At 69.0% G+C, this 13,228-nt stretch carries 15 protein-coding genes; 8 read left to right on the forward strand and 7 right to left on the reverse strand.

From position 1 onward, the window contains the following. Positions 1 to 101 precede the first annotated feature (101 nt). From K0H49_RS06840 to K0H49_RS06860, 5 genes are read left to right on the forward strand one after another with little or no spacing between them, the layout of a single operon-like run. Positions 102 to 698, forward strand: a complete 597-nt coding sequence (locus tag K0H49_RS06840; RefSeq protein ID WP_219210569.1) for a YqiA/YcfP family alpha/beta fold hydrolase — start codon at positions 102 to 104, stop codon at positions 696 to 698. A 46-nt stretch (positions 699 to 744) separates the two neighbouring features. Then, positions 745 to 2,802, forward strand: a complete 2,058-nt coding sequence (locus tag K0H49_RS06845; RefSeq protein WP_219210571.1) for a ribonuclease catalytic domain-containing protein — start codon at positions 745 to 747, stop codon at positions 2,800 to 2,802. A gap of 26 nt (positions 2,803 to 2,828) precedes the next feature. Next, positions 2,829 to 3,689 (forward strand): energy transducer TonB, encoded by an 861-nt coding sequence (locus K0H49_RS06850; RefSeq protein WP_219210572.1) that lies wholly within the window; start codon positions 2,829 to 2,831, stop codon positions 3,687 to 3,689. A 4-nt stretch (positions 3,690 to 3,693) separates the two neighbouring features. Then, a complete protein-coding gene (gene aroE, locus K0H49_RS06855; RefSeq protein ID WP_219210574.1) occupies positions 3,694 to 4,533 on the forward strand; it encodes a shikimate dehydrogenase in 840 nt (279 codons plus the stop codon). 4 nt (positions 4,534 to 4,537) lie between these two features. Continuing rightward, the gene (locus K0H49_RS06860; RefSeq protein ID WP_219210575.1) at positions 4,538 to 5,299 is read left to right on the forward strand and encodes a transglycosylase domain-containing protein; all 762 of its coding nucleotides are present in this window, start codon (positions 4,538 to 4,540) and stop codon (positions 5,297 to 5,299) included. 7 nt (positions 5,300 to 5,306) lie between these two features. Here K0H49_RS06860 and K0H49_RS06865 read toward each other — a convergent pair whose 3' ends face one another. Next, positions 5,307 to 5,819 carry a GNAT family N-acetyltransferase gene (locus tag K0H49_RS06865; RefSeq protein WP_219210577.1) on the reverse strand — a complete coding sequence of 171 codons (513 nt, stop codon included), beginning with the start codon at positions 5,817 to 5,819 and terminating at the stop codon, positions 5,307 to 5,309. Further along, positions 5,816 to 6,229, reverse strand: coding sequence for a ribosomal maturation YjgA family protein (locus K0H49_RS06870; protein ID WP_219210579.1), 414 nt, complete (start codon positions 6,227 to 6,229; stop codon positions 5,816 to 5,818). The genes K0H49_RS06865 and K0H49_RS06870 overlap by 4 nt, the downstream gene beginning before the upstream one ends. A gap of 19 nt (positions 6,230 to 6,248) precedes the next feature. On the opposite strand from K0H49_RS06870, the gene K0H49_RS06875 reads away from it, so the two are divergent. Genes K0H49_RS06875 through ruvC form a run of 3 tightly spaced genes read left to right on the forward strand, consistent with a single transcriptional unit; the run spans position 6,249 to position 8,498 of the window. Next, positions 6,249 to 6,896 carry a lysophospholipid acyltransferase family protein gene (locus tag K0H49_RS06875; protein WP_219210581.1) on the forward strand — a complete coding sequence of 216 codons (648 nt, stop codon included), beginning with the start codon at positions 6,249 to 6,251 and terminating at the stop codon, positions 6,894 to 6,896. Next, positions 6,893 to 7,945, forward strand: coding sequence for a phosphatidate cytidylyltransferase (locus K0H49_RS06880; protein ID WP_219210583.1), 1,053 nt, complete (start codon positions 6,893 to 6,895; stop codon positions 7,943 to 7,945). Before K0H49_RS06875 ends, K0H49_RS06880 begins: the two co-directional genes overlap by 4 nt. Before the next feature lie 4 nt (positions 7,946 to 7,949). Further along, the gene (ruvC, locus tag K0H49_RS06885; RefSeq protein ID WP_219210585.1) at positions 7,950 to 8,498 is read left to right on the forward strand and encodes a crossover junction endodeoxyribonuclease RuvC; all 549 of its coding nucleotides are present in this window, start codon (positions 7,950 to 7,952) and stop codon (positions 8,496 to 8,498) included. An 18-nt stretch (positions 8,499 to 8,516) separates the two neighbouring features. Here ruvC and K0H49_RS06890 read toward each other — a convergent pair whose 3' ends face one another. The 5 genes from K0H49_RS06890 to K0H49_RS06910 all read right to left on the reverse strand — a co-directional run bounded on the left by K0H49_RS06890 (position 8,517) and on the right by K0H49_RS06910 (position 13,227). Then, a complete protein-coding gene (locus K0H49_RS06890) occupies positions 8,517 to 8,693 on the reverse strand; it encodes a hypothetical protein (protein ID WP_183024637.1) in 177 nt (58 codons plus the stop codon). Between the two features lie 18 nt (positions 8,694 to 8,711). Then, entirely contained in the window at positions 8,712 to 9,635 is a 924-nt protein-coding gene (lpxC, locus tag K0H49_RS06895; protein ID WP_219210586.1) for a UDP-3-O-acyl-N-acetylglucosamine deacetylase, read from the reverse strand. 187 nt (positions 9,636 to 9,822) lie between these two features. Beyond that, on the reverse strand, positions 9,823 to 11,031 hold the full coding sequence (ftsZ, locus tag K0H49_RS06900) for a cell division protein FtsZ (protein ID WP_219210588.1): 1,209 nt from the start codon (positions 11,029 to 11,031) through the stop codon (positions 9,823 to 9,825). A 163-nt stretch (positions 11,032 to 11,194) separates the two neighbouring features. Then, positions 11,195 to 12,424, reverse strand: coding sequence for a cell division protein FtsA (gene ftsA, locus K0H49_RS06905; RefSeq protein ID WP_183024640.1), 1,230 nt, complete (start codon positions 12,422 to 12,424; stop codon positions 11,195 to 11,197). A gap of 20 nt (positions 12,425 to 12,444) precedes the next feature. Further along, positions 12,445 to 13,227 (reverse strand): cell division protein FtsQ/DivIB, encoded by a 783-nt coding sequence (locus tag K0H49_RS06910; protein WP_219210589.1) that lies wholly within the window; start codon positions 13,225 to 13,227, stop codon positions 12,445 to 12,447. Position 13,228: the final 1 nt, after the last annotated feature.

Here is a 13,228-nt window from a genome sequence, read left to right on the forward strand (position 1 = left end):
CCTTCGGCACCACGAAAGCCCCGCCCCGGCGGGGCTTTCTTCTTGCAGAATCGACACCCGCCCACCCTGGTTCCATCGCGATCGTCGACAGCTTCCCTCGCATGCCAAAGCGTCCCGCCACCCACCTGCTCTACCTGCACGGTTTCCGTTCTTCGCCGCAGTCCATGAAGGCACGGCTGGTGGCCGAGCACGTGCGGCAGCATCGCCCCGACATCCAGTGGTGGTGCCCGCAGTTGCCACCGTCGCCGCGCGAAGCCATGGACGGGGTGATGCGCGGCATCGCCGACTGGCCGCGCGAATCGATGGCGGTCATCGGCTCGTCGCTCGGCGGCTTCTATGCGACCTATGTGGCGGCCATGACGCGCTGCCGCGCGGCACTGCTGAACCCGGCCGTCAACCCGGCGCGCGACCTGGCCCGGTACATCGGCGAGCAGACGGCCTGGCACGATCCGCAGCAGCATTTCTTCTTCCGCCCCGAATTCATCGACGAACTGAGGGCACTCGAAGTCGGCGAGCTGTCGCGCCCGGAACGGGTGTTCGCCATCCTCGCCAAGGGCGACGAGGTGCTCGACTGGCGCGAGATGTCGGCCCGCTACCCGGGCAGCCGGATCCGGCTGCTCGAGGGCGGCGACCATGCGCTGTCGGACTTCGCCGCGAAGCACCTCGACGACGTGATGCGCTTCGTCGATCCGCGCTGAGGACGGCCTCGGCGTCGGTGCCGAGGCCCGTGGGACAATCCGCCCCATGTTTGTATTGTTCGAAGAAGCCGGAAAGTACCTCGGCGGCCGCGTTTTGTCGGAGGCCGAAGCGTCGGCGCAGGTCGAGCTCGACACCGGCAAGCGGCTCAAGGTCAAGAGCGCCCACATCGTGCTGCGTTTCGAGAAACCGGCCCCGGCCGAGCTGATCGTCGAGGCACGCGCGCTGGCCGCCACCATGGACCTCGACCTGGCGTGGGAATTCGCGGCCGAGGGGGAATTCGGCTTTGCCGACCTCGCGGCCGACTATTTCCAGGCCAACCCGACGCAGGCCCAGCAGGCGGCCGCGCTGTTCGCGCTGTTCGAGGCGCCCCACTACTTCCGGCGCGCCGGCAAGGGCCGCTTCAAGAAGGCCCCGGCCGAGATCGTCCAGCAGGCGCTGGCCGCGATCGAGAAGAAGAAGCAGGTGCTGGCCCAGATCGCCGAGTGGGCGACCCAGCTGGTGGCCGGCGAATGCCCGGCGCCGGTGCGCGAGCAGCTCTACAAGATCCTGTTCAAGCCCGACAAGAACGCCCCCGAATACAAGGCCGTGGTCGAGGCCTCGCGCACCGCGCAGCGCGCGCCGCTCGAGCTGCTCGAGCGCGCGGGCGCCATCGACTCGGCCTACCAGTTCCACTGGAAGCGCTTCCTGTTCGAGAACTTCCCCAAGGGCACGGCCTTCCCCGCGCTCGCGGCCCCGCCGATCGCCGACGACCTGCCGCTGGCCGAAGGCGTGCAGGCCTTCTCGATCGACGATTCGCAGACCACCGAGATCGACGATGCGCTGTCGGTGCAGGGCCTGGGCACGGGCACCGTCACGGTCGGCGTGCACATCGCGGCGCCCGGCTTGGCCTTCGCGCCCGGCACGCCGCTCGACCAGGTGGCGCGTGCGCGCATGTCCACCGTCTACATGCCGGGCCACAAGATCACCATGCTGCCCGACGCGGTGGTGCAGACCTACACGCTGCTCGACGGCGGCGACCGCCCGGCCGTGTCGCTCTATGCGCGCTACGACGAAGCCACGCTCGAGCTGCAAGGCACCGAGACGAAGATCGAGCGCGTGCCGATCGTCGCCAACCTGCGCCACGACCAGCTCGACAGCGTGATCACCCAGGCCTGGCTCGAGGACGCCTCGGTGCCCGGCGCCGACGCCCCCGCCATCGTCACGACGCTGCGCGACCCGCTGATGTTCCTGTTCCGCCTGGCCAAGACGCTGAAAGCGCAGCGCGAGGTGGTACGCGGCAAGCCGGAGAACTTCAACCGGCCGGACTACAACTTCCGCCTGGTCGGCAACGAGGGCGAGCCCGAGGGCAGCGAGCAGGTGCAGATCAGCACCCGCCAGCGCGGTGCGCCGCTCGACCTGATCGTCTCCGAGGCCATGATCCTGGCCAACAGCACCTGGGGCAGCTGGCTGGGTGAGCTGGGCGTGCCCGGCCTCTACCGCAGCCAGGCCAGCCTGGCGCCCGGCATCAAGGTGCGCATGGGCACGCGCGCGTTGCCGCATGCGGGCCTGGGCGTGAAGAGCTACGCCTGGAGCACCTCGCCGCTGCGCCGCTACACCGACCTGGTGAACCAGTGGCAGATCATCGCCGCGGCGCGCCACGGCAAGACCGCCGCGCTGGCCGCACCCTTCAAGCCCAAGGATGCCGACCTGTTCTCGATCCTCTCGGGTTTCGATGCGGCCTACAGCACCTACAACGCCTACCAGGGCGGCATGGAGCGCTTCTGGACGCTCAAGTACCTGGCGCAGCAGGGCATCACCGAGCTCACCGCGACGGTGATCAAGGACCTGCCCAACGGCGCGCTGGTGCGGGCCGACACGCTGCCGCTGGTGTTCCCGGTGGCCGGCCAGCAGGAACGCGGCGCCCACCTGCGCGTGAAGCTGGGCGAGATCGACGAGATCGCGCTCGACGTGCACGGCACCGTGCTCGAACGCCTCGACGCACTGGTCGATGACGCCGCGCTGGACGACGGCGCAGGTGAGGACGACGAGGAAGTGGCCGGTCCGATCGCCATCGCCGTGGACCTGAGCGACAGCGAGGCCGGCACGGAAAACACGCCGGGCTGAGCGCCACCGCCACCGACGCAAGCCCGATGAACCTGAAAGACCTGAGCACCCTGCAGATCGCGCTGGGCCTGTCGGTGGTGGCCCATGCCCTGCTGCTCACGGTGCGCTTCATCGACCCGGAGGCCATGAACCGCGTGTTCCGCGACACGCCGCTCGAGGTGATCCTGGTCAACGCCGCCACGCAGGAGCGGCCCGACAAGGCCCTGGCCATCGCGCAGAAATCGATGGCCGGCGGTGGCGACCTCGAGCGCGGTCGCGCCACCAGCCCCCTGCCCCCTTCGACCTTCACCGCCGTCGGCGACGCAATGGAAGACGCCGAGCGCAAGGTCGAGGCGATGCAGGCGCAGCAGCAGCTGTTGCTGGCGCAGATCAAGCAGCAGCTCGCGGCCATGCCGGCCCCCGATCCGCGCCAGACCGGCCAGCCGAACGACGCCGCGGCGCAGGAGCAGAAGCGCCGCCAGCTGCTCAACCTGCTGGCCGAGATCGAACGCCGCGTGAACGAGGAGAACGCGCGCCCCAAGAAGCGCTACATCAGCCCGTCGACGCGCGAGGAGGCCTACGCCGTGTACGTCGATGCGCTGCGCCGGCGCATCGAATCACGCGGCACCGAGAACTTTCCCGAAGTCGCGGGCCGCAAGCTCTACGGCGAACTCACGATGCTGGTCACCGTCAACTTCGACGGCAGCGTGCTCGGCACCGAGATCGTCCAGACCTCGGGCAACCTGGCGCTCGACCGCCGGGCCCAGGCCATCGTGCGCAGCGTCGGCAACTTCGGCCGCTTCAGCGACGCGATGCGGCGCCAGGCCGACCAGATCGTGCTGCCTTCGCGCTTCCGCTTCACCCGCGACGAGACGCTGGAAACGCAGCTGTCCGCGCGCCAACCCTGAGACCATGGACCTCTACTGCGTCATGGGCAACCCGGTCGCGCACAGCCGCTCGCCGTGGATCCACGCCCGCTTTGCCGAACTCACGGGCCAGGCCCTCAGCTACGGCCGCCGCCACATCGAGATCGACGGCTTTGCCCGGGGCATCGCGGCCTTTCGCGCCGACCCCGAGGGCACGGCCCGCGGCTGCAACGTGACCGTGCCCTTCAAGTTCGATGCAGGCGACATCGCCCAGCACGTGAGCCCGCGCGCGGCATTGGCCCAGGCCGTGAACACGCTGAGCTTTCGCGACGATGGCGTGCACGGCGACAACACCGACGGCGTGGGCCTGGTGAACGACATCCAGCGCAACGCGCACGTCGCGATCGCGGGCCGCGAGGTGCTGCTGATCGGTGCCGGCGGCGCGGCGGCCGGCGTGATCGGTCCGCTGCTCGAGGCCGGCGCGCAGCGCATCGTGCTGGCCAACCGCACGCTGGCCAAGGCCGTGGCGCTGGTGCAACGGCACGCGGTGCTCGCGCTGTCGCATGGCGCGGTGCTCGAGGCCCACGAACTGCACACGGTGCCCGGCGACTTCGACATCGTGGTCAACGCCACCGCTTCGAGCCTGTCGGGCGGCGCGGTGCCGGTGGCCGCCAGCGTGCTGCGCCCGGGGGCACTGGCCGTCGACATGATGTACGGGCCGGCAGCCGCGGGCTTCATGGACTGGGCCCGCGCCCACGGCGCGGTGCCGCGTGACGGGCTGGGCATGCTGGTCGAGCAGGCGGCCGAGTCCTTCGCGATCTGGCGCGCCGTGCGGCCGCCGTCGGCCCAGGTGCTGGCCGAGCTGCGCGCGCAGCTCGAGGGCTGAGTCCGTGCGCGCGCTGCTGCGCCTGATCGCCTGCCTCGCCGCCGCCGGTCTGGCGCTGCAGCTGTTCTTCATCGGCCGCATCGCGTTGATGATCGCCATCGATCCGCAATCGACCACCTTCCAGCGCTCCGAAGCCTGGCGCATCGCGACCGCGGGCCGCGACAACGCCACGCAGGGCGCGTCGCGCGCCTGGCAGCAGGAGTGGGTGCCCTACGACCGCATCGCCGACACCCTCAAGCGCGCGGTGATCGCCAGCGAGGATGCCGATTTCATCTCCCACGGCGGCGTCGAATGGGAGGCCATCGAGCGGGCGCGCCAGCGCAATGCCAAGGCCGAGGAGATCGCGGCCCGCCGCGCCGCCCAGGCCCGCGCGCGTGGCAAGGAACCCGCGCCGGCCAAGATCCGCGGCGGCTCGACCATCACGCAGCAACTGGCCAAGAACCTGCTGCTGTCGGGCGAGCGCACGCTGCTGCGCAAGGGCCAGGAGTTGATGCTTGCGACCACGCTCGAGTTCCTGCTGGGCAAGCGCCGCATCCTCGAGATCTACCTCAACAACGTCGAATGGGGCGAAGGCGTGTTCGGCGCCGAGGCCGCCGCGCAGCATTACTTCAACAAGCCGGCCGCGCGCCTGAGCGCCAACGAGGCGGCGCGGCTCGCGGTGATGCTGCCCAGCCCCAAGTTCTTCGAGCGCCGGCCGGGCTCGCCCTACGTCAGCGGCCGGGCCGCGACCATCATGGCGCGCATGCCGGCGGCCGAGCTGCCCTGAGCCTGCGTCAGGCGCGCTCGAACACGATGCGCGAGACCGCGGTGCGGCCCGAGCCATGCGGCCGGCGCGCCGGCTCGGCGAAGGTGTCGATCACGGTGAAGCCGGCCTTGCGCATCATTCCCGCGGAGGCTGCGTTCTCTTCGTGGCGGTCGATGTAGACCTCGCGCAGGCCCTGCGCTTCGAGCGCGCCCAATGCGGCCTTGAGCAAGGCCGCGCCGATGCCGCGGCCCGTGCCCTCGCGGTGCACCGCGGCCTCGCAGACGTAGCCATGCACCGCCTCGCGCCGGTCCTCGGTCTGGTAGCGCGCGAAGTGCGTCGTGCGGCAGAAGCTGACCACGCCCAGCAGGGCATCGTTCTCGCGTGCCACCACGGCGCCGACCTCGCCGGTCGCGATCTGCGCCAGGTGGGCCGCCACCTCCTCGGGCGGCAGCCAGTTCCAGACGTTGGGGCCGTGCGTGAGGATCAGCGCGGTCAGCACGGGAATGTCGGCGGCCGTCGCCGCATCGATCTGCCAGGTCATCGTTTTTTCCCCTTGGAGATGGCCGTGTCGATCATCCACACCGCCGCGCCGCCGAGCGCGTAGGCCAGCACGTCCAGCCAGTCCGGCGTGCTGCCCAGCAGGATGCGCAGCACCGGGTTCGGGATCTGCCATTGCCAGAGCCTCGCCAGGTACTGGCCGAGCTCCAGCAGGCAGCCGCAGCCGAAGGCCGCCAGCGCCAGCTGCCAGGGCCGCGCGGCCACCACGGTCTTGAAGACGAAGTAGAGCCACGCGACGGCCAGCACGTCGCCGAAGAAGCTGCGCAGCCAGCCGGCGCGCGCCCCCACGGTGGCCAGCAGTGCCAGCAGGATGAACAGGATCAGCGCCGCCAGGCCCGCGCGTGGATCGAAGCGCCAGGCCGCGGCGGGCCGGTCGAGGGAATGCCATGTCATGGCCCGTATCATCGCCTCCATGTTTGCTGCGAAGTTGCTGGGGTGGGTCTTGCTGGGCGTGGTGCGTTTGCTCACCGGGGCACAGGCACGCTGGTGGGGCTGTCCGCCCAAGGCCGAGCAGCGCATCTACTTCGCCAACCACCAGAGCCACCTCGACCTGGTGATGATCTGGGCTGCATTGCCCGAGGAGCTGCGCACCATCACGCGGCCGATCGCGGCGCGCGACTACTGGGCCAACACGCCGATGAAGCGCTGGATCACCACCGAGGTGTTCAACGCGATCTACGTGGAGCGCGGCGGCACGCCGGCGCCGGCCGAGGAAGGCGCCCCCGCCCCCGACCCGATGGCACCGCTCATGCCGCTGATCGAGGCGCTCAAGAGCGGCGACTCGATCATCATCTTTCCCGAAGGCACGCGCGGCCACACCGGCGAGCCGCAGAAGTTCAAGTCGGGCCTGTTCACGCTGGCCCAGATGTTCCCCGAGGTGGTGCTGGTGCCGGCCTGGATCGACAACGTGCAGCGCGTGATGCCCAAGGGCGAGATCGTGCCGGTGCCGATCCTGTGCTCGGTGACCTTCGGCGCGCCCATCGCGCTGGGCGCCGACGAGGAGCGCCGGGCCTTCCTGGACCGCGCGCGCGAAGCGGTGGTCGCACTGCGCAACGTATGAACGCCTTCCTGCGCAACCTCACGCCGACCCAGCAGGTGGCGGCCCTGTTCGTGATCGTGTTCGGCCTGCTGACCGTGGTCAGCATCGTGACGCTGCTGGTCGGCTTCCGCGAACGGCGCAATGCCGCGCACGGCGAAGGCTGGCTGCGCGAATTCAACGACTTCCGCGCGCTGCTGAACACCACCTGGTTCATGGTGGTCGTGTTCTGGATCGGCTGGGCGCTGGGCCCGAGCGTGGCGACCGTGCTGTTCGCGATCATCTCCTTCTTCGCGCTGCGCGAGTTCATCACGCTCTCGCCCACGCGCCGCGGCGACCACCGCAGCCTGATCCTGGCCTTCTTCGTGGTGCTGCCGATCCAGTTCCTGCTGGTGGGCACGGCGCGCTTCGACCTGTTCACGGTCTTCATCCCGGTCTATGTCTTCATCGCCATCCCGGTGGTGAGCGCGCTGGCCAACGACCCGAGCCACTTCCTCGAACGCAACGCCAAGCTGCAGTGGGGCATCACGGTCTGTGTCTACGGCATGAGCCATGTGCCGGCGCTGCTGCTGCTGAGCTTTCCGGGCTACGAGGGCAAGAGCGCCTTCCTGGTCTTCTTCCTGGTGTTCGTGGTGCAGACCTGCATGGTGGTGCAGCACCTGATCGCGCGCCAGTTCGCCCATCTGCCGGCCGACGCGCCGCAACCCGCCGGCCTGCGCGGCCGGCTCCAGCGCCTGCTGGGCCGCGCGCCCTTCGCACCCAACGTGAGCCGCAGCTTCAACTGGGCCAGCTGGGGCGTGGGCATGGCGATCGCGAGCGTGGTGGGGGCGCTGATGTCCTTCATCACGCCCTTCAAGTTCGGCCAGGCCCTGGCCATGGCGCTGATCGCCTGCGTCGCGGGCTCGATGGGCCACCTGGTGATGAAGGCCCTCAAGCGCGACCGCGGCATCCCCAACTGGGGGCCGAAGGGCGTGGGCGTGACGGGCGCCAACGGCCTGCTCGACCGGGTCGATGCGCTGTGCTTCGCGGCGCCGATCTTCTTCCATTCGGTGCGCTGGTACTTCGGCGTCTGATCGCGTGCGCATCCTCGGCATCGACCCCGGCCTGCAGACCACCGGCTTCGGCGTGGTGGACCTCGATGGCCACGCGCTGCGCTACGTGGCCAGCGGCACCATCAGCACGAGCAAGCTCGAGCGCGGCAACCTGCCGGCGCGGCTCAAGGTGCTGTTCGACGGCATCGGCGAGATCGTGACGCGCTACCAGCCGACCACCTCGGCGGTCGAGATCGTGTTCGTCAACGTGAACCCGCAGTCCACGCTGCTGCTGGGCCAGGCCCGCGGCGCCTGCCTGACCGCGCTGGTCTCGCACGACCTGCCCGTGGCCGAGTACACGGCGCTGCAGATGAAGCGCGCGGTCGCGGGCCACGGCCAGGCGGCCAAGGCGCAGGTGCAGGAAATGGTCAAGCGCCTGCTCGACCTGCCCGGCTTGCCCGGCAGCGACGCGGCCGACGCGCTGGGCATCGCGATCACGCATGCCCACGTGGGCAGCTCGATGGCGCGGCTGGGCGAGGCCTCGGCACTGGCGCGCAGCACCAGCGGGATGTACCGGCAGGGACGAACCCGCTAGGCGACGCCTGGACGACGCCTAAGCGACGCGTTCGGCGATCAGCACCGCGAAGAAGCCGAAGGCCGCGAGCAGCGTCCACTTGAGCACGATCCAGCCGAAGCGGCGGTACTTCATCTGGCCCGTGCCCGCGTAGAACGCGAAAGACACGCCGGCGATCAGCAACAGCAGCAGGATGGCCCAGCGGAACAGCAGCATCGGTCGTCGGCGCCTGCGTTACCAGGCGCGCGCGACTTCGGCGAAACCGACCGGCGCGCGCTTCTCGTCGTCGAAGGTGACGATCTCGAAGGCATCGGGATGCGCCAGCAGCTCGCGCAGCAGCTGGTTGTTCATCGCATGGCCCGAGCGGAAGGCGCTGTAGGCGGCCAGCAGCGGTCGGCCGACCACGTAGAGGTCGCCCATCGCATCGAGGATCTTGTGCTTCACGAACTCGTCGTCATAGCGCAGGCCGCCGACGTTCAGCACCTTGGTGTCGTCCATCACGATCGCGTTGTCGAGCCCGCCGCCCAGGGCCAGGCCCTTGCTGCGCATGTACTCGACTTCCTTGGTGAAGCCGAAGGTGCGCGCGCGCGCGATGTCGCGGCTGTAGGAGTCGTGCCCCAGATCGAACTCGACGCGCTGGCCGGTGGAATCGACCACCCGGTGGTCGAAGTCGATCTCGAAGCTCAGCTTGAAGCCGTGGTAGGGCTCCAGCCGTGCCCACTTGGCGTTGGCACCCTCGCCTTCGCGCACTTCCACGGGCTTGAGCAGCTTGATGAAGCGCCGCGGTGCGTTCTGCAGCGCGATGCCCGCGCTCTGCAGCAGGAACACGAAGGAAGAGGCGGAGCCGTCGAGGATCGGCACCTCGTCGGCCGTGATGTCGATCAGCAGGTTGTCGATGCCCAGGCCCGCGCAGGCCGACATCAGGTGCTCGATGGTCTGCACCTTGGCGCCGCCGTTGGAGACGGTCGACGCCAGGCGCGTGTCGGTGACGGCCTCGGCCGTCATCGGAATGGAAACGGGTTCGGGCAGATCGACGCGGCGGAACACGATGCCCGTGTCCGGCGCCGAAGGCCGCAGCGTGAGCTCCACCCGCTGCCCGCTGTGCAGCCCCACGCCGACGGCGCGGGTGATGGATTTGAGGGTTCTTTGTTGCAGCACGGACGTGATTTTAAGAGCGCGCCGTTCCCCGCGGGCCACGCTCCAGACTATCTTGCCCATAGTGCACGGGATTGATGGGATGGGAAGCGTCGCGAGCGGCCCGAGCTCACGCCGAGCAGCGCAGCCGTACGCAGGTACGGCGAGCAGCACAGGTGCGAGATCGGGTCGCGCAGCAGCTTCACACCCATCAATCCGCTTGGCGGCGCAGGAAGGCGGGGATCTCGAAATCGTCCATGCCGCCCGAAGACAGCGCGTCGACCTTGGCCGCGGCCATCGTGCGGTTGGTGCGCCACACGCTGGGCACCGCCATGCCTTCGTAGTTGGGCTGGCCGTGCGCGCCGGCGTGGCCCATGCCACCCATGGTCGGCACATTGAACGGGATGTTGTCGGTGCCGGTGCGGATGACTTCGAGCAGCGGTGCCTGGCGACGTGCGTCGGCGCGCGACAGGCCGGTGGCGACCACCGTCACGCGCATCTCGTCGCCCAGGGCCTCGTCGTAGGCTGCGCCGTAGATCACGTGCGCGTCGGGCGAAGCGTAGGCGCGGATGGTGTTCATCGCCAGCTTCGATTCCGACAGCTTCAGCGAGCCCTTCGAGGCCGTCACCAGCACCAGCACGCCCTTGGCGCCCGACAGGTCGATGCCTTCGAGCAGCGGGCAGGCCACGGCCTGCTCGGCGGCGATGCGCGCGCGGTCCGGGCCGCTGGCCGCGGCCGTGCCCATCATGGCCTTGCCGGGCTCGCCCATCACGGTGCGCACGTCTTCGAAGTCGACGTTCACGCCGCCGTACTCGTTGATGATTTCCGAGATGCCGCCCACAGCGTTCTTCAGCACGTCGTTGGCATGCGCGAAGGCCTCGGCCTGCGTCACGTCCTCGCCCAGCACTTCGAGCAGCTTCTCGTTCAGGATCACGATCAGCGAGTCGACGTTGGCTTCGAGCTCGGCCAGGCCGCTGTCGGCGTTGGTCATGCGCTTGCCGCCTTCCCAGTCGAAGGGCTTGGTCACCACGCCCACGGTCAGGATGCCCATTTCCTTGGCGATGCGCGCGATCACGGGGGCCGCGCCGGTGCCGGTGCCGCCGCCCATGCCGGCGGTGATGAACAGCATGTGCGCGCCGTCGATGGCCGCGCGGATCTCGTCGACCGCCAGTTCGGCCGCTTCACGGCCCTTGTCCGGCTTGCCGCCAGCGCCCAGGCCGTTGTTGCCCAGCTGGATCAGCTTGGGCGCGTTGCTGCGCGACAGCGCCTGCGCGTCGGTGTTCGCGCAGGAAAACTGCACGCCCTGCACGCCGCGCTCGATCATGTGCGCGACCGCGTTGCCGCCGCCGCCGCCCACGCCGATCACCTTGATCTGGGTGCCTTGGTTGAACTCTTCCATTTCGATCATTTCGATGGCCATTTGGAACTCCTAATTTCTTGCTACTGCAGTTGCTGTTGTTTCAATGAATTTTTCTTGTCTGTCGCCGGATGCATGTCATGAGGGCGGGCCGGTTCGTCGCCATCGCTCATTGAAATGCCGGGGGGGACTTCCGCGCGCCAGCCAGAGGGGGTAATGGGTCATCTCAGAAGTTCCCCACGATGAAGTCCTTGAAGCGGCCGAAGGCCGTTTTCACGGAACCGTTTTTCTGGGCCACCTTGTAGCCGCGCATGCGGGCAAAGCGGGCTTCCTCGAGCAGACCCATCACCGTCGCGGCACGGGGCTGGGCCACCATGTCGGACAGCGCGCTCGCATATTTGGGGATGCCGCGGCGCACCGGCTTGAGGAAGATGTCCTCGCCCAGTTCGACCATGCCCGGCATCACGGCGCTGCCGCCGGTCAGCACGATGCCCGACGACAGCACTTCCTCGTAGCCGGATTCGCGGATGACCTGCTGCACCAGCGAGAAGATCTCCTCGATGCGCGGCTCGATCACGCCGGCCAGCGCCTGCTTGCTCAGCATGCGCGGGCCGCGGTCGCCCAGGCCCGGCACTTCGACCTGCGTGTCGGGGTCGGCCAGCAGCTGCTTGGCGTAGCCGTTCTCGACCTTGATGTCCTCGGCGTCCTTGGTCGGAGTGCGCAGCGCCATCGCGATGTCGCTGGTGATCAGGTCGCCCGCGATCGGGATCACCGCGGTGTGGCGGATCGCGCCGTTGGTGAAGATCGCCACGTCGGTGGTGCCGGCGCCGATGTCCACCAGGCACACGCCCAGTTCGCGCTCGTCCTCGGTCAGCACCGCCTGGCTCGAGGCCAGCGGGTTGAGCATCAGCTGGTCGACCTCGAGGCCGCAGCGGCGCACGCACTTGATGATGTTCTCGGCCGCGCTCTGGGCGCCGGTCACGATGTGCACCTTGGCCTCCAGGCGCATGCCGCTCATGCCGATCGGTTCCTTGACGTCCTGGCCGTCGATCACGAATTCCTGCGGCTCGACCAGCAGCAGGCGCTGGTCGCTGGAGATGTTGATCGCGCGCGCGGTCTCGACCACGCGGGCCACGTCGGCCGGCGTGACTTCCTTGTCCTTGACCGCCACCATGCCGCTGGAGTTGATGCCGCGGATGTGACTGCCGGTGATGCCGGTGTAGACCCGGCCGATCTTGCAGTCGGCCATCAGCTCGGCCTCCTTCAGGGCCTGCTGGATGCTCTGCACCGTGGCGTCGATGTTGACCACCACGCCGCGCTTCAGGCCATTGCTCGGCGCCACCCCCAGGCCGGCGAGCTTGAGTTCGCCGTTGGGCAGCACCTCGGCCACCACCACCATCACCTTGGCGGTGCCGATGTCGAGGCCGACAACCAGGTCTTTGTATTCTTTGGGCATGAAATGTCCTCGGTATTCGCTTATTTCTTCTTGGGGTCGTTGACGACCGTGGTGACGCCGCGCATGCGCAGCGCATAACCCTCGTTGTGACGCAGGTCCGCGCCCTCCACCGAGGCCACGGTGCGCCCGTACTGCGCGGCCACCTGCTTCACGGTGCGCAGGAAACGCTCGGTGCGCACCACCACCTCTTCGCTGCGCCCGCGGCCGAGTTCGACCGTGGCGCCGTTGTCCAGCAGCACATGCCAGCTGCCGCGGCTCGACAGGCCCAGTTCCTCGACCGCCAGGTCGTAGGGCTTGAACAGCGGCGCCAGCAGCCGGTACATGCCCAGCACCTGGCCGGCCTGTTCGATCGGGCCGTCGAGGCGCGGCAGGTCGTCGTCGACCTCGGCCGTGTTGGCTTCGAACACCTCGCCGAAGCCGTTGACCATCTTCGAGGCCGTCTCGTCGCCCCAGTGCGCGACCGGCACGTGCTCGGTCAGCGTGGCGCGCAGCCGGTTCGGGAACTCGCGCCGCACCACCGCCTTGCGCACCCAGGGCACCGACTCGAAGGCGCTGCGCGCGCGTGCCAGGTCGACCGTGAAGAAGTTGCCGGCCAGCTGCGGCGCCACGTTGGCGCGCAAGGTGACCGCGTTGTTGTGCGTGACCTCGCCGTCGACCTTGAGGCCGGCGATCGGGAAGAAAGGCTGCCGCAGCACCCACCACGCGCCCGCCGCCAGCAACACCAGCGCGAACGACACGAACACCAGCGTGGCCGTGAAGTTCATCAGCTTGACGTCGAAGGGGACGGGGGCGGTGGTGGCCATG

The sequence above is a fragment of the Variovorax boronicumulans genome (assembly GCF_019352895.1).
GTDB classification, from domain to species: Bacteria; Pseudomonadota; Gammaproteobacteria; order Burkholderiales; family Burkholderiaceae_C; genus Variovorax; species Variovorax boronicumulans_A.

Bases quoted from the DNA above. Each gene is read 5' to 3' on its own strand.
- K0H49_RS06840 (WP_219210569.1), top strand. From the start codon at position 102: ATGCCAAAGCGTCCCGCCACCCACCTGCTCTACCTGCACGGTTTCCGT.
- K0H49_RS06870 (WP_219210579.1), bottom strand. From the start codon at position 6,229: ATGACATGGCATTCCCTCGACCGGCCCGCCGCGGCCTGGCGCTTCGAT.
- K0H49_RS06910 (WP_219210589.1), bottom strand. From the start codon at position 13,227: ATGGCCACCACCGCCCCCGTCCCCTTCGACGTCAAGCTGATGAACTTC.
- K0H49_RS06845 (WP_219210571.1), top strand. From the start codon at position 745: ATGTTTGTATTGTTCGAAGAAGCCGGAAAGTACCTCGGCGGCCGCGTT.
- K0H49_RS06865 (WP_219210577.1), bottom strand. From the start codon at position 5,819: ATGACCTGGCAGATCGATGCGGCGACGGCCGCCGACATTCCCGTGCTG.
- K0H49_RS06880 (WP_219210583.1), top strand. From the start codon at position 6,893: ATGAACGCCTTCCTGCGCAACCTCACGCCGACCCAGCAGGTGGCGGCC.
- K0H49_RS06890 (WP_183024637.1), bottom strand. From the start codon at position 8,693: ATGCTGCTGTTCCGCTGGGCCATCCTGCTGCTGTTGCTGATCGCCGGC.
- aroE (WP_219210574.1), top strand. From the start codon at position 3,694: ATGGACCTCTACTGCGTCATGGGCAACCCGGTCGCGCACAGCCGCTCG.
- ftsZ (WP_219210588.1), bottom strand. From the start codon at position 11,031: ATGGCCATCGAAATGATCGAAATGGAAGAGTTCAACCAAGGCACCCAG.
- K0H49_RS06850 (WP_219210572.1), top strand. From the start codon at position 2,829: ATGAACCTGAAAGACCTGAGCACCCTGCAGATCGCGCTGGGCCTGTCG.
- ftsA (WP_183024640.1), bottom strand. From the start codon at position 12,424: ATGCCCAAAGAATACAAAGACCTGGTTGTCGGCCTCGACATCGGCACC.
- K0H49_RS06875 (WP_219210581.1), top strand. From the start codon at position 6,249: ATGTTTGCTGCGAAGTTGCTGGGGTGGGTCTTGCTGGGCGTGGTGCGT.